Source organism: Streptosporangium sp. G12 (assembly GCF_052983175.1).
Genome location: NZ_JBRIQO010000002.1, coordinates 84,739 through 106,971, shown reverse-complemented (window position 1 = coordinate 106,971; position 22,233 = coordinate 84,739). Strand labels below are relative to the sequence as shown.

Sequence of the window (22,233 nt, the reverse complement as noted above, 5' to 3'; positions counted from 1 at the left end):
TTGAAAAAACGAAGATCTTTCCTTGCTGACTTCTCCGGCGGTACCGGGCGTGCCGCCGCTACCTTGAGACGCGATGATCGGACGAATCCCAATCCAGGACATCCACCCCACGGTCGACTGCGGGCGCCGCCCCGCCAAGGCCGCCGCGGGTGAGACCTTCGAGATCTCCGCGACCGTGTTCCGTGAGGGACACGACGCGGTCGCGGCGGGGGCCGTGTTCACCGGTCCCGGCGGCGTGCGCGGTCCCCTGCTGCCCATGCGCGAGCTCGCCCCCGGCACCGACCGGTGGGGCGTGGAGGTGACGCTGCCCACCGAGGGTGAGTGGCGTTTCCGGGTGGAGGCGTGGAGTGATCCCATGGCCACCTGGTTGCACGACGCGGGCATCAAGATCCCACGTGACCTGGACGCCGACCTGATGTGCGAGGAGGGTGCCCGTCTCTTCGACCGCGCGGCGAGGGCGGTGCGGGCCGCCGAGTGCGGGCCGGCGGCCGTCCCCGCCACCGGCCCGGTCGCGACCGGCAGGCCGGTGAGCGGCAGGACCCCGGCGGCGCGGACGGCCAGGGGCGCCAAGGTGACGCAGCAGCACGTCTGCGGGCACCGGGCCGCGCTCCAGGCCGTCGCGGCGAGGCTGCGCGACACCGAGATCGACCCGCGCGCCCGGTTCGCCGTGGCCCAGATGCCGGAGACGGCGGCGATGCTGCGCGCCCACCCGCTGCGCGACCTGGTGACGAGATCGGCCCCGCGCACGGTCCTGGTGCACCGCCGCAGGGCGCTGTTCGGGTCGTGGTACGAGTTCTTCCCGCGCTCCGAGGGCGCGATCATCGAGCAGGGCGTCGCCCCCAAGTCCGGGACCTTCCAGACCGCCGCCAAGCGGCTGCCCGCCGTGGCGAAGATGGGTTTCGACGTCGTCTACCTGCCGCCGATCCACCCGATCGGGCACAGCTTCCGCAAGGGGCGCAACAACACCCTGACGCCCGAGCCGTACGACCCCGGCTCACCCTGGGCGATCGGCTCCGAGGAGGGCGGCCACGATGCCATCCACCCCGACCTGGGCACGTTCGAGGACTTCGACGCCTTCGTGGCCAAGACCCGCGAGCTGGGCATGGAGGTCGCCATCGACCTCGCCCTGCAGTGCGCGCCCGACCACCCGTGGGTCAGGGAGCACCCGGAGTGGTTCAACATCCGCGCCGACGGCTCGATCGCGTACGCGGAGAACCCGCCGAAGAAGTACCAGGACATCTACCCGCTGAACTTCGACAGGGATCCCAAGGGGATCTACGAGGAGATCAGGCGGGTCGTGCGGCTCTGGATGGACCACGGCGTGCGGATCTTCCGGGTGGACAACCCGCACACCAAGCCGGTGGCCTTCTGGGAGAAGCTGCTGGCCGACGTCCACACCACCGACCCTGACGTATTGTTCCTGGCGGAGGCCTTCACCCGCCCCGCGATGATGCGGACGCTGGCCAAGGTGGGTTTCCACCAGTCGTACACGTACTACACGTGGAAGAACTCGCGCTCGGACGTCGAGGACTACCTGAGCGAGCTCTCCCACGAGACGTCGCACTACATGCGACCCAACGTGTTCGTCAATACTCCGGACATTCTCCATGAATACCTTCAACACGGGGGAGTCCCGGCATTTTATATCAGAGCAGTACTCGCAGCCACGGCGATGCCGACGTGGGGCGTGTACGCCGGATATGAACTTGCGGAGAATGTGCCGGTTAGACCGGGTAGCGAAGAATACCTTGATAGCGAGAAATATCAGTACAAACCCCGCGATTGGGTAGAGGCCGAGCGAGAAGGCCGTAGCCTCGCCCCGTTCATTACACAACTCAATTTGTTCCGAAGAGCACACCCGGCGCTCCAGGAACTGCGTAATCTACGGTTTCACAGCGTCAACAACCCGGATGTGATCTGCTTCTCCAAGCGGTTGCCCGGCGCCTACGACACGGCCACACGACGGCACGGCCTGGGCGACGTTGTCCTCGTCGTCGTGAACCTGGATCCGCACAACACCCACGAGGCGACGGTGTCGCTGGACATGCCCGCCCTCGGGCTCGACTGGCAAGCCGAGTTCGTCGTGGACGACGAACTGTCGGGCGAGTCGTATCGCTGGCGGCAGGACAACTACGTGCGCCTCGATCCCCACATCCACCCAGCGCACGTCTTCACTCTGCGTGCCGCGGCGGCGAACCAGCGGTGAGCCGGCCGGGTACGCCTATACCGGCAGAACAGCGGGGAGTCACTGGTGAGTCAGCTACCTGAGCCAATTCCTAACACCTTCGACGAGGAAAAGCCGCGCGACCCGTACTGGTTCAAGCGAGCTGTCTTCTACGAGGTTCTCATCCGGGGCTTCGCCGATTCCAACGGCGACGGCACCGGAGACATCCGCGGTCTCATCCAGAGACTGGACTATCTCCAGTGGCTCGGTGTCGACTGCCTCTGGCTGCTTCCGCTGTACGAGTCGCCGCTGCGCGACGGCGGGTACGACATCGCCGACTTCATGAAGATCCTTCCTGATTTCGGCGACCTCGGAGACTTCGTGAAGCTGGTCGACGAGGCGCACAAGCGCGGCATGCGGGTCATCGCCGACCTGGTGATGAACCACACCAGCGACCAGCACCCGTGGTTCCAGGCCTCCCGCCACGACCCCGAGGGGCCGTTCGGCGACTTCTACGTCTGGAACGACCACGACGAGCTCTACAAGGACGCCCGGGTCATCTTCATCGACACCGAGACGTCCAACTGGTCCCACGACCCGGTCCGGGGCCAGTACTACTGGCACCGCTTCTTCTCGCACCAGCCGGACCTCAACTACGAGAACCCGGACGTGCAGGACGCGATGCTGGAGGTGCTGCGCTTCTGGCTGGACCTGGGCATCGACGGCTTCCGGATGGACGCCATCCCGTACCTCTTCGAGCAGGACGGCACCAACTGCGAGAACCTGCCCCGCACCCACGAGTACCTGAAGCGGGTCAGGGCGGAGGTCGACCGCCTCTACCCCGACCGGGTGCTGCTGGCCGAGGCCAACCAGTGGCCCGCCGACGTGGTCGAGTACTTCGGCGACCCCGCCACCGGGGGCGACGAGTGCCACATGGCGTTCCACTTCCCGCTGATGCCGCGCATCTTCATGGCGGTCAGGCGGGAGTCGCGCTACCCCATCTCCGAGATCATGGCCCAGACGCCGAAGATCCCGGAGAACTGCCAGTGGGGCATCTTCCTGCGCAACCACGACGAGCTCACGCTCGAGATGGTCACGGACGACGAGCGCGACTACATGTACTCGGAGTACGCCAAGGACCCCCGGATGCGCGCCAACGTCGGCATCCGGCGGCGGCTCGCCCCGCTGCTGGAGAACGATCGCAACCAGATTGAGCTGTTCACGGCGTTGCTGCTCTCCCTTCCGGGATCTCCCGTGCTGTACTACGGCGATGAGATCGGGATGGGGGACAACATCTGGCTGGGCGACCGCGACGGTGTCCGTACCCCCATGCAGTGGAGCCCCGACCGCAACGCTGGATTCTCCGACTGCGACCCGGGCCGCCTGTATCTCCCGGTCATCATGGACCCGATCTACGGCTACCAGGCGCTCAACGTCGAGGCGCAGCAGCGCAGCGCGGGCTCGCTGCTGCACTGGACCAAGCGGATGATCGACATCCGCAAGCGGCACCCGGTCTTCGGCCTGGGCGAGTTCACCGAGCTGAACTCGTCCAACCCGAGCGTCCTCGCCTTCGTGCGTGAGCTCGGCGACGACCGGATGCTGTGCGTCAACAACCTGTCCCGGTTCCCGCAGCCGGTGGAGCTCGATCTTCGCCGCTTCGAGGGATCGGTTCCCGTGGAGACGATGGGCGGGGTTCCTTTCCCAGCGATTGGCGAGCTTCCGTATCTTTTGACTCTTCCTGGGCATGGGTTCTACTGGTTCACCCTGCCACCCGCATCCCAGGAGGCGTAAAGCCGTGTTGACGGAGCTCCTTACCGGTTGGATCACCCAGCAACGATGGTTCGCCGGTAAGGGGCGCCCGATCGACGACCTCGTCGTCGACTCGGACGTGGAGCTGTCACCACGCCTGCGCCACCTGATCATCTCCGTTCACCAGTCGGGGGCCCGCGACCGCTACCAGCTGCTGCTCGGCAGCGAGGCGCCGGAGTGGGCCCGCTTCAAACCGGCCCACATCGGCGGCGGCTACTACGACGCCGCCTACGACGCCGACCTCACCGGCACCCTGCTCGAGGGCATGGCCTCCGGCCGCGACCTGGGCGCGCTCCGCTTCCGCCACCTCGACGGGGTGGAGATCGACACCTCCAAACGCAGCCTGGTCCTCGGCGCAGAGCAGTCCAACACCTCGCTGGTGTACGGCGACACCTACATCTGCAAGCTGTTCCGCCGGCTGACCGCCGGGGTGAACCCCGAGCTGGAGATCGTCACCGCGCTGGCCCGCCGCGACGGCACGCACATCGCCCGGCCGTACGGCTGGATCGAGACCGACCTCGACGGCGAGACCACCACGCTGGCGATGACCCAGGAGTTCCTGTCGAACGCCAACGACGGCTGGGCCCTCGCCCTGGCCAGCGTCCGCGACCTGTACGGCTCCCTCGAACCGTCGGCCTCCGACGCGGGCGGCGACTTCAGCTCCGAGGCCTACCGCCTCGGCGTCACCACCGCCACGGTCCACCGGGAGATGGCCGCCGCCTTCCCGACCGACGTGATCGAGTCGCAGGAGGTCAAGCGGATGGTCGAGGAGTTCCGCCGCCGCCTGGGCGTCGCGGTGGACGAGGTGCCCGCTCTCGGCGAGCACGCCCACGTCGCCGAGGAGGCGTACCAGCGGGTCTCCGACGTGGCCCGGGAGATGCCCGTCCAGCGCGTCCACGGCGACTACCACCTCGGCCAGGTGATGCGCACCACCAACGACTGGATCATCCTCGACTTCGAGGGCGAGCCTGGCCAGCCCATCGCCGAGCGCCGCGCCCTGTCCTCCCCGCTGCGGGACGTGGCCGGGATGCTCCGATCCTTCGACTACGCCGCCCGCCACCTGCTGGCCGACCACTCCAACGCCGACGAGCTCCGCCCCCGCGCGGTGGAGTGGGCCGAGCTCAACCGCTCCTCCTTCCTGGCGGGCTACTCCGCCGGAGGCGGCCACCTCCGCGCCGAGGACGCCGTCCTGCTGCGCGCCCTGGAACTCGACAAGGCCGCGTACGAGGTGGTGTACGAGTCCCGCAACCGGCCGACCTGGCTGCACATCCCGATGTCGGCCTTCCAGCTGGGCCGCTGACGGTCCGCGAGATCGTGCGGCGCCTCCGGCAGTCGGCCGCGGTCATCGCGGTTCGCTCGTGCCCTCCGTCCGTGCGGAAGTCGTCTGCACGGGGGTCGTCGCCTCGGGAGGCAGCGGATTCTCCGGCACGGGCGGGGTGCGGTAGTCGCGCAGGGGGCGGTTGACCAGGCCGATGGCGACGACGGCCAGCGCGGCTCCCAGGCCGCCCACGACGAGCGCCACGGGCGCGGACGTCAGGGAGGCGAGAAGTCCCCCGCGGAAGTTGCCGGCCTCGGGACCGGCGACGCCGATGACGTGCTCGACCGAGGAGACCCGCCCGCGGTAGTGGTCGGGGGTCTCGAGCTGGACCAGCGCGCCCCGGGTGACCACGGAGACGGTGTCTGCCGCACCGGCGAGGACCAGGCAGCCGAGGGCGAGCCAGAGGGGTCCGGCCAGGCCGAACCCGGCGAGGGCCAGACCCCAGACCGTGGCCGCGAGGAGCTGGACGAGACCGCCGCGACGGAGCCGGGTGACGGTCCCGGAGAGCAGGCCCGCCCCCAGCCCGCCGACCGCGATCGCGGACAGGAAGAGTCCCAGGGTCTGGGGCGCGCCCTCGAAGCGGATCTCGTTGATCAGGGGGAAGAGCGCGATCGGCATGGCCAGGAGGGTGGCGGCGAGGTCGGTGGCGAGGGAGCCCCACAGGGCGGGGCGCCGGAAGATGATCCGCCGGCCCTCTCGGGCCGGGCCGTGCTCCCGGCGCCCGCCGTACCCGGACGGCTGGTCGTCGCCGGTGCGCAGCACGGCCATCGGAGGCAGCCGGACCACCGCGACCAGCGACGCGACGGCGGCGAGTGCCTGGAACGCGTACGCGGCGGGATAGTGCCACCGCGCGAGCACGAGGCCGGCGAGGGCGGGCCCGAGGAGCATGGAGGCCTGGAAGGCGACGTTCTGCAGGGCGAGCCCGGCGGCGACCTGGTCGGCGGGGAGCAACCGGACGGGGAAGGTGCGCTTCGCCGGGGCGCCGAGCGCCGCGCAGCCGGACTGGGCGGCGACCAGGGCGAGCAGCAGCAGGACCGACCGGTTGCCCGCGGCGGCCTGCGCCACGAGGCCCACGGCCAGCAGGATCTGGCCCGCGGTGGTGGCACGGACCAGGGTCCTGCGGTCGACGGCGTCGGCGAGTGATCCGCCGACCAGGCCGAGGACGAGAAGGGGCACGGCTGTCGCGAGGCCGATGGCGCCGGTCCAGAGCGGGCTGCGCGTGAGCTCCCAGACCTGCAGCAGGACGGCGACGCCGGCGATCTGCCGGCCGAGCGAGGAGAGGGAGGAGCCGATCCACAGGTCGCGGAACGGCCGGCTGCCTCGCAGGGGGCGGACGTCGATCAGCCGCTCGCGCCAGGTCACGGGTGCGGCTCCCCCGCCGAGGCGGCCGGGGACTCCGGGGCTGCGGGAGGCTCGTCGAGGTGGGCCAGGATCCGATCCCGCATGGGCCGCCGCTCCAGGGCACGTTCCAGCTCGGCGACGACGGCACTGAGCGCGTGCGGGATCTCGTCGTCGAGTTCGGCGACGGCGGCCTCGGTCGCGCGCCACTCGGCTTCGAGGAAGGGGACGAGCGCGCGGCCGCGGCCGGTCAGGGTGATGCGGCGCGTGCGCGCGTCGGTGCCGGACTCGGAGTCGACCAGTCCCTCGCGGCGCATCGCGGTGAGCGTCTGGCTCATCGCGGAGTGCGAGCGGCCCAGCGATTCCGCCAGCTCGCGGATCGTGAGCGGCCCGGTGTGCGCGAGGCGGATCAGCGGATAGGCGAACCGGGGACGGACCCCCCGGATGCCCCGCTCGGTGTACAACGACTCGATCTGGGCGTCCAGGGCGGCCAGCAGGGCGTGGACCGTGTCCCACCGCCCGGGCGAGGTGGTGGGATCCAGAGATGTCATAGCGCTAATATAACAGCACTCACATAATTTTGCGCCCGTTGAGGCCGGCGGACGGCGACCGCCTCTCCCCGGTCCCGGGACGATCCGCGCGCTGCGCGGCCCGGCCGCCTCGCCGGCGAGTACGGCCGCGTACCCGACCTCTCAGGTCAGTGCAGGTAGCCGGCCGGTGCGACGGGGTGGTTGGCGTGGATCAGGTCGGTGGGGTCGTAGGTGGCCTTGATCCGCTGCAGCCTGATGTGGGTCTCGAGGCGGTCGAACCTCGGCCCGGACCGTTCGGTGAAGTTGCGGAAGGCGGTCTCGGCCTTCCAGGGGGCGAGGGCGTCGCTCATCTCGTCGAGGACGGCGTGCGCGGCGGCCTCCACGCCCGCGTCCGGGACGATCCCGGCGGAGAACACGGCGAACGCGGCGTCCATGCCGGAGACCGCGCCGCCTCCCGGCTGCCCGGGGGCCAGCGCCCCGCCGAGATGGCGCAGCTCGACGGTGAGCAGCGGGACGTCCGCTTGCGGGCCCACGACGCGCAGCAGGGCCTCCAGGGCGGAGGGCGAGAATTCGGCCAGTTGGAAACCGTCGCCGGCGATCGGGGTCGGCTCCTGCGGGTCCATGTGCAGCGCTCCGAGCTCGGTGATCGGGGTCGGGCGGACGGTGTCCAGCTCGGGGCCGAGCGCGCGCAGCGGGGCGAACAGAGGATCGGCCACGGTGGGGTCCAGCAGGCACGCGGCCTGGACGGCGACGAAGGAGCGTCCGCGCAGCGGCTCGGGGATCTGCGGTATCGGCGGAAACCGCAGCAGCCTGCCCATCGAGGTCACCGTCTCCGGCACCGACCGAACCCACTCCCGCCAGGCACCCAGGATCTCGGCGGCGCGCTCGATCGGCCACAGCAGCGTGCCCGCGTGGACCTCGGTGATCGGGAACAGCCGGAACTCCAGGGCGGTGACCACCCCGAAGCTGCCTCCGCCGCCGCGGATGGCCCAGAACAGGGCGGCGTCGCGCGTCGCGTCGATCGTACGCAACTCGCCGTCGGCGGTGACGATGTCCGCCGACAGCACGTGGTTGGCCGCCAGGCCGTGCAGGCGGGCGAACCACGACAGCCCGCCGCCGAGGGTGTACCCGACGACCCCGACATCTGGGGCCGTGCCGGCCAGCCCGGTCAGGCCGTGGGCACTCGCCGCCGCGGTGACGTCCGCCCACAGGGCGCCGGCCTCGACCCTGGCGATCTGGCGCTCGGCGTCGATCGTGACCCCTCGCATCGCCGACGTACGCAGCAGGATCGTCCTGTCGAGCGGCCCGAGGGGGGCGGCGTTGTGCCCGGTCGCCTGCGGTGCGACCCGCAGGCCGAGCCTGGCCGCCGCCTCGACGGTGGCCACGACGTCGCGCACGGAGGCCGCCCGCACGACGGCGGCGGGCCGCTGGTCGACGGCCAGCTGCCAGGCGGCCCGTGCCGCGTCCCAGCCGGGAGAGGAGGGGCGGACCAGGACGCCGTCGAGAACATCCCTGAGCTCATTGAGATCCATCACGGGTGACGAGGAGGACATGGTGAAGATTCTCCGTTTTAGCTATTTTTAAGATGATTTAGGTCACAGACTCCGCGCCCCGGACATGCCGGTCGGGCGCGGGGGGGACGGGCATGCCGGTACGGCACGGCCGAGGCGAGGGCCGATCTGTCCGGTGGGGCCGGGGAGATCGCCGTCGTCCATCAGTCTGTTCAGGGCCACGGCCCCCGCACATCCCTCAATCCGCTGGTCCGGGCGCTCCAGGGTCCCTCATTCGGGGGAGGCTCCCGTGTGACAGCATCGATGTATGACGACGTCCACCGGACGGCCCGGAGAGTGCCGTAAATCCGGCACGGCGGGTCGTGGCAGCGAGCTGTTCGCCGCGGCGTCGCAGCGGTTGCGCCGGGTGATGCCCTTCGACGCGGCGGTGTGGTTCGGCACCGACCCCACCACGATGCTGCCCATCTCGCCGCTGCGGGCCGAGAACATCGAGCCCGATCACTGCGAGGGATACTTCCGCCGGGAGTACGGCACCGAGGACGTCCTGCTGTTCCGCGACGTCGCGCGCAGCCCCGACGGCGGCGGCACCCTGGGCCTGGCCACCGGCGGCTTCCCCGGGCGCAGCCCGCGCTACCGCGAGTTCATGCGGCCCCAGGGCTACGGCGACAACCTGCGCGCGGCGTTCCGGATCGGTGAGCGCACCTGGGGTGTGGTGGACCTGTTCCGCGACACCGGCAGGCGGCCGTTCACCGAGCGTGACGTCAGGCACGTCACCGCGATGGGCCCCGAACTGGCCCTCGGGCTCGCCGGGCTCGCCATCGCGACGACCGAGGACGCACCGCCGGTCACCGCCGAGGCGCCGGGCACCGCGCTGTTCGACGAGTCCGGGCAGATCATCTCGCTGGACGCGCACGCCGAACGGTGGCTGAGCGAGCTCGCCGGACCGCGGTGGGATCACCAGCAGACCCCGCTGCCGATGGTCACCGTGCAGTCGGTCGTGGCCCGCGCCCGATCCGTCGCGGCCGGTCGCGACCCCGGCCCGGCGGCGGCCCGGCTGCGGGGCGGCTCTGGCCGCTGGCTCGCGGTGCACGCCTCGTGCCTGCGCAGCCCCAGCGGTGCGCCCGGTCCGGTGGCGGTCGTCCTGGAACCGGCGAACTCCGCGCAGATCGCCCCGATCATCGTCGAGGCGTACTGCCTGACCCCTCGCGAGCAGCAGATCACCCAGTGCGTCGCGCGCGGGCTGTCGACCGCCGACATCGCCACGGAGCTGCACCTGTCCGCCCACACGGTGCGCCACCACCTCAAGGCGATCTTCACCAAGTTCGGCATCACCAGCCGGGGCGAACTGGTCGCCAAGCTGTTCGCCGAGCACTACGGCCCCCTGATGCACGCCCCGGACGCCGATGTGGAGCACGTCCACACCTGAGACGGGGCTCGCCGGACGTCCCGCCGAGAAGCGGGCGAAGGACGCCGGGTCTCATCGGGTCTCATCGGGTCACCGCCCCACCCGTCGTCTCCTCACCGCCCGTCGCCGGGTACGCGACGGATGCCGCCGTCTCGGACGCGGCGAGAGCGCGGCAAGCCAGGTAGGCCAGATAGGCGAAGCCGGTCAGGACGGACAGTCGCTGGAACAGTCCGGCGGGGGCGGGTGACCAGACGCCGGCGTGGTCCAGGCCGTTCAGCATGCCCGCCACGAGCCAGAGGGCGACCACCAGGCCGCCGGTGGCCAGCCCGTACCACCGGGCGAAGCGACGCGAGTAGATGACGGCCGCCGCCGCGACGGAGAGGACCATGACCGGTCCGGCGATGTCGTGGAGGATGCCGTGCCAGGTCGTCCCGGCCACGGTGCCGGGAGGGCGGTAGGTCCCCGGGTCGATCACGAAGAGGCCGGCGGCGAACAGGGCGACGCCGGCGGTGGTCACGACCCGCGGACCCCAGGTCGCCGCGGGGCCGTCGGCGAAGACGGCGCGCAGGCCGCGCCCGAAGACGGTGATCAGGACACCGCCGATCAGGAAGCCGGCGATCTGGATCCAGCCTCGACCGGACAGGGCGAGTTCGCTGATCCAGCTGCGCATCGGGTCATAACCCGGCCGGATCGCTCCTTCGACCAGCCAGATCAGCGTGAACAGCGAGGTCCCGGCGATTCCGGACCACAGCGACGACCTACGAGCGTCCATTTATCTGCCTCTCTCATTATCTGCTCTGTGCAGATAATGTTATGCGCAGAGTATGAGCATGTAAGGTAGATGCATGTCAAGTGCCGAGCCGGTCGACCGTCAGGCCCTGCTGGCGCACCTGCAGGCCGAGCTCACCCAGACGATCGCCGCCGGGATCCTGTTCCAGCAGGCGGTGGCCGACCGCCTGGGGCTCAGCCTGGGCGATTTCAAAAGCCTGACCGCGCTGACCGGGATCGAGCAGGCGACCGCCGGGGACATCGCCGCCCAGACCGGTCTGACCACCGGTGCCGTCACCCGGATGATCGACCGGTTGGAGCGGGACGGCTGGGTCCGCCGCGAGCACGACCGGCAGGATCGCCGCCGCGTGCTCGTCCGGCCGGTCCCCGAACGGCAGGCGGAGATCCGGCCGCTGTTCGAGGGCATGTCGGAGGCCTGGGCCCAGGCCCTCGCCGAATACGACGACGACCAGATCGCCATGGTGCTCGACCTGTTCGGCCGGATGCGCGACGTCGCCCGCGAACAGGCCGCCCTCCTCCGCGAGGGATAACCGGGAAACACCGCCGGCCAGGTACCCCCTCCTCGAGTCGCGGACTCGTTCCGGCGCCCCGCGAAGCACGCCCACGCGGCGGCCGGGAAGAGATCCCTGCCCGCGAGTCCCGGCGACCGTTCCCTGGGCGTCCGGCCTCGCGCGGCGGGATCCACGGAGGCGAAGGAGACGGCGGAGACCTGTCCGGCATCTCCTCAGAAGGGTGAGACGGAGTTCACTTTTTTTCCATCCGAAATTGATCATTTTTTGGCTGGATGGCTGTACAGTCAACGATTGTCACTGACACCTCCTGATTTAGCCCGTCATGTCAGGAAAGAAGGCTCATGACTGACCGTCCGCCGCCAACTACTCCGCCAGGCGCCGCACGCGAGAATGGACTCAGGGCGGCCACCGCCTCGTACGAGCCATGACGCGAGCCAGTGAGGTGGGGAAGAGTGTCGCCACGATCGGCGCAGGCCAACGAAGTGATGCGCGAGCAGTCGATGGAGAGGATCCTCGCCGCCGCACTGGAGGTCTTCAGCGAGAAGGGCTACCACAACGCCACGATCTCCGACATCACCACCAGAGCCGGGGTCTCGCGCGGCCTGATCACCTACTACTTCCCGGGCAAGCAGAATCTCGTGGACAAACTCCTGGACCGTTATATCGACAGCGTGACCGGAATTCTCGACGTGACCGGCACGCCGGACGAGCGGCTGGCCGCCATCATCGACGGCGTCCTGCTCACCGTCTCCCAGTCCCTGCCCGTGCAGCAGATGACGCTCAGCCTGGTGATCCACCCCTCCACCCACGGGCTCTTCGCGCAGGCGGAGGCCAGGAAGGAGGCCGGGGTACGCCGCCTGGAGGACGGCCTTCGCGAGCTGTTCGCGGCACGCGGCGCGGCCGACCCCGCCCTGGAGGAGGTGATGCTCCGCAGCGTGCTGGAAGGCGTCATCTTCAAGGCCGCCGTCTACCAGGACCAGTACCCGCTGGAGCGTGTCCGCCGCCGCCTGTACGAGATGTACGAACTGCCCGACCCGAGAGCCGCCCTCATCCAGAACGACCCGCCGCCGGTCGGCCGCATGCGCGCCGCCCGAACCGGGGAGTGACCCGCCCCCCTCTCCGCGTGGCGTGACGTCATCTCCTTCCTCCCCCATCACGCATGGAGAACCGACGATGGACGTGCGCGTACCGGCCGCTCGGCCGGAGCCTCCCCGCGGGCTCACCACGGCAGGCACGAGCCGGACGGACCCGAGGGGCCGATCGGGCAGGGCGAACCAGGCTCATTCCACGAACCAGGCGTGCTCGACGGACCCGGCGGCCGGCGCCGGCCTGACAGACCGGGCACCTGACGCCCTGCCGGGCCGCGGCGCCGAGCTGGCCGAGCTGAGAAGACTGGCGGCCCGCGCCGGAGAGTCGGCCTGCGTGGTGGTGGACGGCGAACCGGGTATCGGCAAATCCCGGCTGCTGTCCGCGTTCGCGGCCGTCGCCGCGTCCGACGGCGTCGCGGTGCTCACGTGCCGGGCCACGGAGATCGGCAGCGGCGTCCCCTGGTCACTGGTCCTGGACGCCCTGGACCACGCGGGAAGTCAGCCGGACCTCGCCGCGGACGCCGACCGGCTGCGCGCCAGGCTCGTCGCGCCCGCCCCGCCCGCCGGGAACGGCGACCGGGCGCCCGGCGCGGAACGGCACAGGACGCACCGGCGGGCCCGCGCCCTGCTGGAGGCGCGGGCCCTGCCGTCCGGTCTGGTGCTCCTCCTGGACGACGTGCACTGGGCCGACACGGCCTCCGCCGAACTGGTCGACTATCTCGTACGGCACCCACCCCGGGCGACCGTCACCGTCCTGGCCACCCGCACCGGCAGGCTGCCGCCGATGCTGGAGCGGTCGCTGGCGAGCTCCTCCGCCCCCGTGGCGCGCATGCGGCTGGGCCCGCTGCCGGCGAAGGACGCCGAGTCGCTGACGCCGGGGAAATCACCGGCTTACCGGCGTCGTCTGTACGAGATCAGCAGGGGAAACCCGCTCTACCTGGAGATCCTGGGCCGGCTGCCCGAGCGTACGGTCGACGAGCTGTGCCGGGGATCGGGGTGCGGCGACGGCGGGCGGACGGAGCTCGACGTCCTGATCGCCCGGGAGCTGGGGACGCTCGGGACCTCCCTGACCAAGGTCCTGCAGGCCGCCTCGGCAACCGTCGGCGCGCTCGACCCGGCAATCGATCCGGCACTGGTCGCCTCCATCGCCGAGATGCCGGAGGAGGAGGTGCGAACGGCGCTGGACGACCTCGCGGCGCGGGACGTGCTGAGCGTCACCGACGGACGGCTCCGGTTCCGTCACCCCCTGGTCCGGGCCGCCGCGTACCGCATGACCACGCCGTCCTGGCGGTCGGCCGCCCACCGCCGCGCGGCCGACCACCTGGCAGGGCGGAACGCGCCGCCGTCGGTGCGCGCCGAACACCTGCGGCACGTGGTGCGGCCCGGCGACGCCGCCGGAGCCGCCCTGCTCGCCGAGGCCGCGCTGAACTCGGTGAACGTCGCCCCCGCGACCGCCGCCCGCTGGCTGCGCGCGGCCCTGCGCGCGCTGCCCCACGACGCGGGAACGGCCGGACGGCGGGCCGAGCTCCGGCTGGAGCTGGCCAGGGTGCTCGGGCCGGCGGGCCGGTTCAACGAGGCCCGGACGGTCCTGCACGAGCTGGCCGCCGACGGCGGCGCGTTCCGGTCCGCCGCCCTGGAACGCCTGGGCGCCACGGAAAGGGCCCTGGGCAGGCTGCCCGAGGCCCGTGCCCTGCTCGGCTCCGAGCTGCGCAGGGCGACCCGTGGCAGCGCCCGCGCGCGGAGCGCGTTGCTGGTGGAACTCGCCGCCGTCGACATGATGCGAGGCGACTGGCGTGCCGGGGCCGAGCTGGCCGCCGAGGCGCTCCGGCTGGCCCGCGGGGAAAGCCGCCCCGGGCTCCCAGCCACCGCGATCACCCTGCTGGCGCTGGCCGAGCTGTACCGGTGCCGGTTCGACGAGGGCCGCACGCTGCTGCGGGAGGCCCGCGAGCGCGCCGACGCGCTCACCGATCCGGAGCTGCGCGCCGCCCTGGGACTGATGGCGGCGCTGGCCTGGGCCGAGTTCCTGATGGACGAGCACTGCGACGCGCTCCGCCACGCGGAGCGCGGGCTGCGGGTCGCGCGCCGGTACGGGCACGACGACGTGGTGCCGCACCTCTACCTGGTCCGGTCCGTCGTACACGCCCGTCTCGGGATGGTGCCCCAGGCACTGACCGACGCGGAGGACGGGGAGGAGGTCGCCCGGCGTCTCGACAGCGCGGAGACGCACACCCTCGTCCTGGCGGTCAAGTCCCGGCCGCTGCTGTGGCGGGAGGGTCCCGGCGCCGCCCTTCCGCCGGTGACGGCCCCGCACCACCGGCAGGGCCCGCGTCCCGCGTGGTGGCGGGACATCGCCGACCACGCCCTGGCGGAAATACGTCTCCTCTCCGGTGACCCCGACGGGTGCCGGGACCTGCTGGAGGCACGGTTCGGCCCCGACCCGGAGGGGCTGGGGCCCCACGCCCCCTCGGTGTACGCGCTGCGCTCGCAGGCCGAGGTCGCCCGCGGTGACCTGGACAGCGGCCGGGAGTGGTACGCGCGGGCGAGGGCGGTCGCGGAACGAGGAGCACCGCGGGCCCAGCTGAGCTCCGTGGCCTGTGCCGGGGCGATCGTCGCGCAGGCGCTCGGCGACCGTCCGGCCGCGGTCGCCGCCGCACGGTACGCGGTGGACCGCTTCGCCGGGGAAGGGCTTCCGATCGACGAGGGTCTGGCGCGGATGCTTCTCGCGGAACTCGGCGGCCGGCTCGGCGACACCCGCGCCGCGCACCGCGAGCTGGGGAGCGCCAGGGAGCTGTTCACCGGATGCGGCGCCTCCTGGCTGGCGCAGCGGGCCGGACGCGAGCAGCGCCGGGCGGGGGCCCGCGGATCGCGCGGGGCGGAGCTCGCGGCGGAACTGTCCGGCCGGGAGCGGGAGGTCGCCGAGCTCGCCACGGAAGGGCTGACGAACCGGCAGATCGCGGAGCGGCTCTTCCTCAGCCCTCGTACGGTGGAGACCCATCTCGCCCGGGCGTTCCAGAAGATCGGTGTGACCACGAGGACCGCGCTGGCGCACCGGATGGCAGGGACGGGCTGACCCTCCGGCGCGGTCCTCCCGGCGGGCCGGCCCACCTGAGGGCCGGCCCGCCGCCCGAACGGTCCGCCTGACCGCCGCTCCCCTCGTCCGCTCGGCGGGCCCCGCCGGTCACCGGCTCAGCGGGTGCCGCCGGACGAGGTCGCGCACGTCACACGCAGCGGGACGTCATCTGGCATTCGAGCGGGCTTCCCGTCAAGCTCGGCAGGCACACGCTGGCGACCGTCATGGAACCGCAGCCGAGCGGGTCCGTCAGGCCGCCGCAGCAGCCGAGGCTGAGCAGCCTCTCCGTGGTGGCCGCGTGGGCTCCGCTCGCCCCGGCCATTCCCAGGTCGATGGAGCCGGCGGGATGGGTCGCCTCGTCGAACGAGCCGGCCCTGCCGTCGGGGTCCTTCCAGAAGCGGACGATCTCGTCTTCGGACATGACGTGTTCCTTTCGTGGTCATCCGGATGCCCGTCCTCCCGCCGCTTCCGGCGGGAGGACGGGCGGGGTCGAGGTCGGGGGTCAGGGGTTGAAGTGGGGCTTGCAGCAGCCCACGGTCACCGCGGCGCAGGTTCCCACCCAGGCCGAGCTTCCGCAGCTCGGCCAGCAGCTCACCGCGTCGGTGAGGACGATGCCGCACGGGAGGGACGTCACGTCGTTCCCCCCCGACACGGTCGTCAGGTCGAGGTTCATGTCACCCGAGGGGTGCGACATGCCGTCCCCGCGGAACTCGGGGTCCTTCCAGGCTCTGACCAGGTCGTGGTTGTCGATGGACATGATGGGCTTCCTCCGGTCGGTGGTGCTTTCGTTCCGCGCGGTGGACACCGCGCCGCTAGGGAAGAGCCGGGCCCACGGCCGCGGCCGGCTCGGGCGCGGCCCGCTCGGGCGCGGCCGGTGGGCCGAACAGCTCTCGGTAGGTCCCGGACCGGCTGATCAGCTCGTCGTGGTCGCCGCGGTCCACGACCCGGCCCCGGTCCATGACGACGATCTCGTGGGCGTTGAGGACGGCGCTGAGCCGGTGCGAGATGACGATCCTGGTCACCTTCAGCGCCGACAGCGCGGCGTCGACACGCCGTTCGGTCTCGGGGTCGAGGTGGCTCGTCGCCTCGTCCAGGATGAGCAGCCGGGGCCGGTGGACCAGCGCCCGGGCCAGCGCCACGCGCTGGCGCTGGCCGGCCGACAGCGATGCTCCGCCCTCCCCGACCGTGGTGCGGTAGCCCATGGGCAGGTTGAGAACGTCCTGGTGCAGCCCGGCCATGGTGGCCGCCTCGACGACGTCGGCCTCCGTGGCGTCCGGGTTGCCGAGCGTGATGTTGTCGCGGATCGTGCCGTTGAACAGGGACAGTTCCTGGAGCACGGCGCCGCACCCCTGGCGCAGTTCGGCCAGGTCGAGCTCGCCGACGGCCAGGCCGTCGTGGCGGATCAGCCCCGTCTCGGCCCGCAGCAGGCCCAGCACCAGCAGCGCCAGCGTGCTCTTCCCGGAACCGGTACGCCCGACGACGCCGAGTTTGGTGCCGGCGGGCACGTCGAAGGAGACGTCGCGCAGCACGGGCGGCGACTCCGGCGCGTACCGGAAAGTGACGTTCCTCGCCTGCACGGAGACGGGCCGCCCGCCGGGAAGCACCTGGTCGCCACCGGCCTCGGGCGCCGAGTCGAGGACGTCGTAGACGCGCTCGATCTGGCCGCGGAGCATGGAGAGCAGCTGGACGATGCCCACGAAGCCCATCAGGGGCGCGAGCACGGACATCGCCAGGGCGTTCGCCGCGAGCATGGAGCCGAGCGACATCCGGCCGTCGAGCACCAGCCACACGCCGCACCACAGCAGCGCGAGCGGCGCGAGCAGGGACAGCGCGGCCTGGCCCCCCTCGAACCAGGAGCTGGCCCTCCCCCGGCGCAGCATCGCCGCCTGGTAGGAGTCGAACAGCTCACGCCAGCGTCGCCGCGCCTGCTCCTCCACCCCGTTGGCCTTGACCGGAAGCATCGCCTGGAGCGCCTCGACGAGGTAGTTCTGCTCCTCGGCGCGGGCGGTCAGCTCGTGCTGCGACAGCACGCGCACCCGGCGGTAGGAGCTGAGCATCAGGCCGATCTGCATGACCGCGAGCACAGCGACGATCAGCGTGTACCACGGGCTGATGAGGGCCAGGGCCGTGACGTATCCGGCCAGCATCATCGTGTCCAGGCACAGCGTCAGCGCGTGCTGGGTGACCGTCTCGCGGCCCGCCGACACACTGCCGAGCCGCATCAGCAGGTCACCCTTGCTCCGCTGCAGGAAGAAGTCCAGCGGCAGCCGCAGCAGGTGGGCGACGAACCGCCCGACCAGCTGCTCGTCCGCCAGGGCCCGGAGCCTGAGCAGCATCCGGGAGCGGAACAGCGTCAGCACGCCCTGCATGACGACGACCCCGGCGACCGCGACACCGAGCACCCCGAGCAGGTCGTGGCGCGAGTCGGGGACCAGGTGGTCGACGACCACCTGGGTCGCCAGGGGCAGCGCCAGCCCGAGCGCCTGCATGGCGCCCGCCAGCAGCAGGATCACCGCGAGGATGCGGCGCCCGCCCGCCACGCCGACGAACTCGCGCATGTACCGAAGGAGCAGGTTCCGTCGCAGCGGGGCGCGGCGCCTGACGAACCCCTCGCCGGGCGAGAGGTCGATCAGCACCCCGCCGTACTCGCTCGTGAACTCCTCGCGGGACAGGACGCGCCTGCCCCTGGCGGGGTCGACGATGTGCACTCGGACCGGCCCGAACCGCTCCACCACGACGTAGTGGTCCCTGTCCCAGTAGGCGATGACGGGCCTGGTGGGCGGCGCCGCCAGCGGGTCCCCGACGCGCTCGGCGGTGGCGCGCATCCCGTGCCCGGTGGCCGCGGCGACGAGGCCGGCCGGGGAGACGCCGTCGCGTCCCGGTCCGAGCAGCTCCCGGCATTCGGAGACCGACGTGTCCCGGCCGTGGTGGCTGAGCACCATGGCGAGGCATGCCGCGCCGCATTCGGTACGGGTCATCTGGAGGCGGACGGGAACGCGGCGGCGCACGGTTTCTCCTCGCGGCGGGAACTCGGGATGCGGGAACGGCGAGTACGGCGGGCGGGCGGCTCAGGCGGATCGGGCGGTCCCGGGAGCGGCGGTCCGTGCCGGGAGCGGCGCGGCGGGGCGGGGCGGTGTGGGGCGGGGCGGGGTCAGCCGGTGGGCGGCGCGAGGAGCAGTACCGGCGACACCCGATCCGGGAAGGCGTGGCGCAGCAGGCCGTGCCCGATGCCGGCCAGCCCGGTCATCAGGCCGGGGGTGGGCACGCCCGCCGGGGTGCCGCAGCGCGGACCGGTGTCGAGCTGGTCCAGTACCACGCCGAGGCGGCGGTCACGCTCCTCCGCCAGATCGGTGCGGCCGGCCGCGATGGCGGTGGTGAGCAGTTCGAGGTTGCCCACCTCACCGTGACAGAGGCTGTGCCCGATCTGCGAGGGCGGGCCGGCGAGGAAGGACCGAAGCGCGAGGTCGAGGTCGCCGGCCAGGTCGCGGGCCAGGAGGGGGTGTTCGTCCGCGACGCCGCGCAGCAGCAGGTCGGCGCGGGCCATGCCGATTCCCGGCGCGCCGTGGCACCACCCCTGCATGTGGGGAGGCGTCCCGTCGTCGCCGGAGGACATCCCCGGGGTGTCCCGGTAGTCGGGCCAGTTGCCGGCGCGCGCGTCGAACCGGCCGCGCTCGTAGTCGAAGGCGGCGCGGGCGGTCTCGGCGTAGCGGGCCCGCGCCGCGACGTCGTCCGACGCCGCGGCGGCGCGGGCGAGCGCCCAGCCGATGCCGCCGGCGCCGTGGGAGAAGCCCGTCAGGGGCTGGACGGCCGGTACCGCGACCTGCCAGGCGACGCCCCGCCGCTGCGGCCTGGCGGTCTCGACCAGGCGGTCCGCACACGCGCGGACCGCCTGACGGGCCAGGGCCAGCCCGGTCGCCTCGTACACGGCCAGCAGCGCGCCGATGCCACCCGCCACGCCGCCGATGACGTCAAGCGTCTCGTCACCCGGGATACCCGCGACCATCGAGGCGACGAGCGGTTCGACCGCGTCACACAGGCCCGGATCGTCCAGGTCCCGCGCCAGATGCGTCAGCGCGTACGCCAGGCCGCCGTGCCCGTTGAAGGGCCCGCAGGGAGCGGGGACAAGAGCGGTGGCGTCGGCCGGCGGCGTGGCGAGGGCGTCGACGATCCGGGGCAGCGGGACCAGGGAGCGGCGGGCCAGATCGGCGTAGCGGTCCTCACCGGTGAGAGCCGCGGCCTGGGCGAGGAACAGGGCGACGCCGGGAACACCGCTGTAGAGGTCCATCCGCAGTGGGCTGACCACCCACCTCGTCTCCTGCAGCAGATCCATGCCGAGCCAGTTCACCCGCGACTCGTCGGCCAGCGCGAGATCGGCCAGCTGGTCGGCGATCCTCCGCACGGCGGCGAGGACCCGCTCCCGGTCGAGGGGGGCGGCGGGCGTCCCCGGCCTCCGATCGTGACCGGCGGAGGGCGACGTCGGGCCGAGGTCGGCGGGGATCGCCGCCTGGTCCGGCCGGGTCGCCATGGAGGCCCGGATGATCCACTCCTGCCGGTCCAGGTCGGCCTCCCCCATCGCCCTGATCTTCCCGGTCACGTGCGTCAGGCTCTCGCGGTCCAGCACGCCGGGCAGCCGGACGCCCCGGCCGCTCCACACGTCCCTGGTCGTCGGCCGGGTGGTGAACATGGGGACGTCCCCGGCCCACAGTTCCTCTTTCTCCAGGGGCACCAGCGGGCGGCGGACCGGATCGTTCTCCGCGAGCGCCCAGAGCAGGTCGAACACCCGATCGCGGTCGAGGGCGTCGCGCAGCACGTCCGGATGGGTGGACTCCATGAGGAGCATCCCGTAGATCCGGGTGGCCCTCATCACCACGCGGATCTCGTCGCCGGCGAAGCACTCCAGCAGGCCGCCGTCGCCCACCAGCTCGGCGTGGCCGGACGCGATGGCCCCGTACCCGGCCCGGAAGCCGGCGATCAGCTCTCCGGCGAAGTGCGCGGGGTTCACCATCCGGCCGTCGGCGCTGAGACGGTTCTGGCTGCCGGGGAAGACGGCCTGCTCGCGCACCAGGCGCATCTCGTCGGTCCCCGGCCCGTCCCACTTGACGACCTTGAACGGCATCGTCTGCCCCGCGTCGGCTCCGACCCCGCCCATGTCGAGGGCCTCGCCGTCCTCGTTCCACAACACGGAGGGCAGCAGCCCGATGCGGGAGACGGACTCCGCCAGCACGGCGCCGGCCGGATCCTCATCCATCCAGTCCACGCCGGACAGGCGCGGAACCTCGGGATGGAACACCGCCTCAAGGTCCACCAGGATCGGCTGCTCACCGGCGGCGATCAGGTTCTCGTAGTGGAAGTCGACCCCGTCCAAGGCGTAGAGCAGCGCCATCAGCGCACCCTGGCGGCGGTAGAACCGGCGGATCCCGTGCGGGTCCGCGTCCGGGTCGTACTCGACGAACTCCACCCACCCGTACCCGCCGCTGTCCACGACCGTGAGGGAGCGCAGGTCATAGCCCGGCAGACGGTCGTCCAGCCAGCGGATCGCCTCGTTGACGTGGGCGTGCACCGACAGCGGCCGGGGTTTGTACACCAGGCGCCCGCCACCGGCGAACCGCAGCAGCCCCACCGACCGGCCCCCCTGGTGCGCGTCGCCGACCCCGCCGCCCATCTTCACCTCCACCAGGCGCCCGGGGTCCTCGCCGCCGAAAACCGAGGTGACGAGCTCCGCGCGGTCCGCGGCCAGCCGGACCAGCAGCTCGTGGTACGTCTCGGCCGTCCGGTCGCACGCCTGGGCGAGCAGCCGCGCCAGGACCACGTACTCGGACATCAGGCCGGTCAGCCCGTCCTTCGTGGCGAAGTGCTCGACGAAGGACCTGAAGCGCCGCTGCGGGGTGTCGCCCCGGAGCCGGCCGGTGACGCGCAGCACGTTCAGCTCCAGGACCAGCGTGCGGGCGGCCAGCTCGGCCAGGTGCCCTCCCAGCTGTACGGCCAGCTGATGGCCGATCTCCACCAGGTCGATCAGGCCGTCCAGACCGTCGGCGCGTACGGCCGCGGCGAACCGGTCGACCGCGAAGCGCACGAACGGGGTGACGATCTCCAGGAAGCCCGTCTGCCAGGCCGACTTCCCCTCCGGCTCAGGGATCCCCTCCCGGTGCGGGTCTGGGGTCCCCTCCCGATGCGGGTCCGGAGTCCCCTCCCGATGCGGGTTCGGAGCCCGCCCTCCGGCGGGCATGGTCCGCAGCACCGCCTCGACCGTCTCGGCCCAGGCGGGACGGCCCGTCGTCGCCGTCGCCCGGCCGGCGAGATGCCCGGGATCCTCCGCGAGCAGCGCGTGCAGCCGTACGGCGTCCAGCCCGCGCTCCGCCAGGAGCGCGGCGAAACGTCCGCCCCCCGCCAGCCCGTGGGAGTTCTCCCAGCGCTCCAGCCTGCGGCGCGCCCGCTCCAGCCGCTCGCCGTCCTCCGGATGCGCGGGCCCCCCTGGCAGCCGGAGCCGCTCGGCCAGTGTGAGGCCGGGCGCCCACCAGCCGGGCGCCGGAGCCCCCGGCGCGTCGTGGGAGGAGGCTGCCGGGGCGGTGGGCCGCGCGTCGGCGGAAGCGGCCTGGAGCATGACGATTCCTCACTGAGCGGTACTGAGCGATCAGGTGGCATGGACCCCCGACCGCGGCACAGCTTCCGGCCCGGGACCGACAACAGCATGAATCGGCC

15 protein-coding genes are annotated in these 22,233 nt (G+C 72.1%); 7 read left to right on the top strand and 8 right to left on the bottom strand.

What is annotated here, in order from left to right; translation table 11 throughout:
- Window positions 1-73 precede the first annotated feature (73 nt).
- Genes ACVCAG_RS03675 through ACVCAG_RS03665 form a run of 3 tightly spaced genes read left to right on the top strand, consistent with a single transcriptional unit; the run spans window position 74 to window position 5,273 of the window.
- Complete coding sequence (locus ACVCAG_RS03675) at window positions 74-2,206, top strand: maltotransferase domain-containing protein (RefSeq protein WP_440084518.1); 2,133 nt, start codon at window positions 74-76, stop codon at window positions 2,204-2,206.
- 45 nt (window positions 2,207-2,251) lie between these two features.
- A complete protein-coding gene (gene treS / locus ACVCAG_RS03670; protein WP_440084517.1) occupies window positions 2,252-3,955 on the top strand; it encodes a maltose alpha-D-glucosyltransferase in 1,704 nt (567 codons plus the stop codon).
- A gap of 4 nt (window positions 3,956-3,959) precedes the next feature.
- On the top strand, window positions 3,960-5,273 hold the full coding sequence (locus ACVCAG_RS03665) for a maltokinase N-terminal cap-like domain-containing protein (RefSeq protein ID WP_440084516.1): 1,314 nt from the start codon (window positions 3,960-3,962) through the stop codon (window positions 5,271-5,273).
- Between the two features lie 42 nt (window positions 5,274-5,315).
- On the opposite strand, the gene ACVCAG_RS03660 is transcribed toward ACVCAG_RS03665, so the two are convergent.
- The 3 genes from ACVCAG_RS03660 to ACVCAG_RS03650 all read right to left on the bottom strand — a co-directional run bounded on the left by ACVCAG_RS03660 (window position 5,316) and on the right by ACVCAG_RS03650 (window position 8,691).
- Window positions 5,316-6,653 carry an MFS transporter gene (locus ACVCAG_RS03660; RefSeq protein WP_447189439.1) on the bottom strand — a complete coding sequence of 446 codons (1,338 nt, stop codon included), beginning with the start codon at window positions 6,651-6,653 and terminating at the stop codon, window positions 5,316-5,318.
- Window positions 6,650-7,180 (bottom strand): MarR family winged helix-turn-helix transcriptional regulator, encoded by a 531-nt coding sequence (locus tag ACVCAG_RS03655; protein ID WP_447189438.1) that lies wholly within the window; start codon window positions 7,178-7,180, stop codon window positions 6,650-6,652. The genes ACVCAG_RS03660 and ACVCAG_RS03655 overlap by 4 nt, the downstream gene beginning before the upstream one ends.
- A gap of 146 nt (window positions 7,181-7,326) precedes the next feature.
- Window positions 7,327-8,691, bottom strand: coding sequence for an FAD-binding oxidoreductase (locus ACVCAG_RS03650; protein ID WP_447189437.1), 1,365 nt, complete (start codon window positions 8,689-8,691; stop codon window positions 7,327-7,329).
- 286 nt (window positions 8,692-8,977) lie between these two features.
- Between ACVCAG_RS03650 and ACVCAG_RS03645 the strand changes: the two genes are divergently transcribed.
- Window positions 8,978-10,096 carry a LuxR C-terminal-related transcriptional regulator gene (locus ACVCAG_RS03645; protein ID WP_440084512.1) on the top strand — a complete coding sequence of 373 codons (1,119 nt, stop codon included), beginning with the start codon at window positions 8,978-8,980 and terminating at the stop codon, window positions 10,094-10,096.
- A 61-nt stretch (window positions 10,097-10,157) separates the two neighbouring features.
- Here the strand turns inward: ACVCAG_RS03645 and ACVCAG_RS03640 are convergent, their stop codons facing one another.
- Window positions 10,158-10,847, bottom strand: coding sequence for a DUF998 domain-containing protein (locus tag ACVCAG_RS03640; RefSeq protein ID WP_440084511.1), 690 nt, complete (start codon window positions 10,845-10,847; stop codon window positions 10,158-10,160).
- Between the two features lie 73 nt (window positions 10,848-10,920).
- Between ACVCAG_RS03640 and ACVCAG_RS03635 the strand changes: the two genes are divergently transcribed.
- The 3 genes from ACVCAG_RS03635 to ACVCAG_RS03625 all read left to right on the top strand — a co-directional run bounded on the left by ACVCAG_RS03635 (window position 10,921) and on the right by ACVCAG_RS03625 (window position 15,534).
- Window positions 10,921-11,394 carry a MarR family transcriptional regulator gene (locus ACVCAG_RS03635; protein ID WP_440084510.1) on the top strand — a complete coding sequence of 158 codons (474 nt, stop codon included), beginning with the start codon at window positions 10,921-10,923 and terminating at the stop codon, window positions 11,392-11,394.
- Between the two features lie 434 nt (window positions 11,395-11,828).
- Entirely contained in the window at window positions 11,829-12,482 is a 654-nt protein-coding gene (locus tag ACVCAG_RS03630; protein WP_440084509.1) for a TetR family transcriptional regulator, read from the top strand.
- Window positions 12,483-12,549: 67 nt separating this feature from the next.
- Window positions 12,550-15,534 carry an AAA family ATPase gene (locus ACVCAG_RS03625; protein ID WP_440084508.1) on the top strand — a complete coding sequence of 995 codons (2,985 nt, stop codon included), beginning with the start codon at window positions 12,550-12,552 and terminating at the stop codon, window positions 15,532-15,534.
- Window positions 15,535-15,682: 148 nt separating this feature from the next.
- Here ACVCAG_RS03625 and ACVCAG_RS03620 read toward each other — a convergent pair whose 3' ends face one another.
- The 4 genes from ACVCAG_RS03620 to ACVCAG_RS03605 all read right to left on the bottom strand — a co-directional run bounded on the left by ACVCAG_RS03620 (window position 15,683) and on the right by ACVCAG_RS03605 (window position 22,135).
- The gene (locus ACVCAG_RS03620) at window positions 15,683-15,955 is read right to left on the bottom strand and encodes a hypothetical protein (RefSeq protein WP_440084507.1); all 273 of its coding nucleotides are present in this window, start codon (window positions 15,953-15,955) and stop codon (window positions 15,683-15,685) included.
- Between the two features lie 81 nt (window positions 15,956-16,036).
- Window positions 16,037-16,291, bottom strand: a complete 255-nt coding sequence (locus ACVCAG_RS03615) for a hypothetical protein (protein ID WP_440084506.1) — start codon at window positions 16,289-16,291, stop codon at window positions 16,037-16,039.
- A 55-nt stretch (window positions 16,292-16,346) separates the two neighbouring features.
- Window positions 16,347-18,542, bottom strand: coding sequence for an ABC transporter transmembrane domain-containing protein (locus tag ACVCAG_RS03610; protein WP_440084505.1), 2,196 nt, complete (start codon window positions 18,540-18,542; stop codon window positions 16,347-16,349).
- 143 nt (window positions 18,543-18,685) lie between these two features.
- A complete protein-coding gene (locus ACVCAG_RS03605) occupies window positions 18,686-22,135 on the bottom strand; it encodes a type 2 lanthipeptide synthetase LanM family protein (RefSeq protein ID WP_440084504.1) in 3,450 nt (1,149 codons plus the stop codon).
- Window positions 22,136-22,233: the final 98 nt, after the last annotated feature.

Excerpts from the sequence above, each read along its gene's own strand:
- ACVCAG_RS03635 (WP_440084510.1), top strand. The coding sequence starts at position 10,921 with ATGTCAAGTGCCGAGCCGGTCGACCGTCAGGCCCTGCTGGCGCACCTG.
- ACVCAG_RS03605 (WP_440084504.1), bottom strand. The coding sequence starts at position 22,135 with ATGCTCCAGGCCGCTTCCGCCGACGCGCGGCCCACCGCCCCGGCAGCC.
- ACVCAG_RS03620 (WP_440084507.1), bottom strand. The coding sequence starts at position 15,955 with ATGTCCGAAGACGAGATCGTCCGCTTCTGGAAGGACCCCGACGGCAGG.
- ACVCAG_RS03650 (WP_447189437.1), bottom strand. The coding sequence starts at position 8,691 with ATGGATCTCAATGAGCTCAGGGATGTTCTCGACGGCGTCCTGGTCCGC.
- ACVCAG_RS03675 (WP_440084518.1), top strand. The coding sequence starts at position 74 with ATGATCGGACGAATCCCAATCCAGGACATCCACCCCACGGTCGACTGC.
- ACVCAG_RS03615 (WP_440084506.1), bottom strand. The coding sequence starts at position 16,291 with ATGTCCATCGACAACCACGACCTGGTCAGAGCCTGGAAGGACCCCGAG.
- ACVCAG_RS03655 (WP_447189438.1), bottom strand. The coding sequence starts at position 7,180 with ATGACATCTCTGGATCCCACCACCTCGCCCGGGCGGTGGGACACGGTC.
- ACVCAG_RS03625 (WP_440084508.1), top strand. The coding sequence starts at position 12,550 with ATGGACGTGCGCGTACCGGCCGCTCGGCCGGAGCCTCCCCGCGGGCTC.
- ACVCAG_RS03640 (WP_440084511.1), bottom strand. The coding sequence starts at position 10,847 with ATGGACGCTCGTAGGTCGTCGCTGTGGTCCGGAATCGCCGGGACCTCG.
- ACVCAG_RS03645 (WP_440084512.1), top strand. The coding sequence starts at position 8,978 with ATGACGACGTCCACCGGACGGCCCGGAGAGTGCCGTAAATCCGGCACG.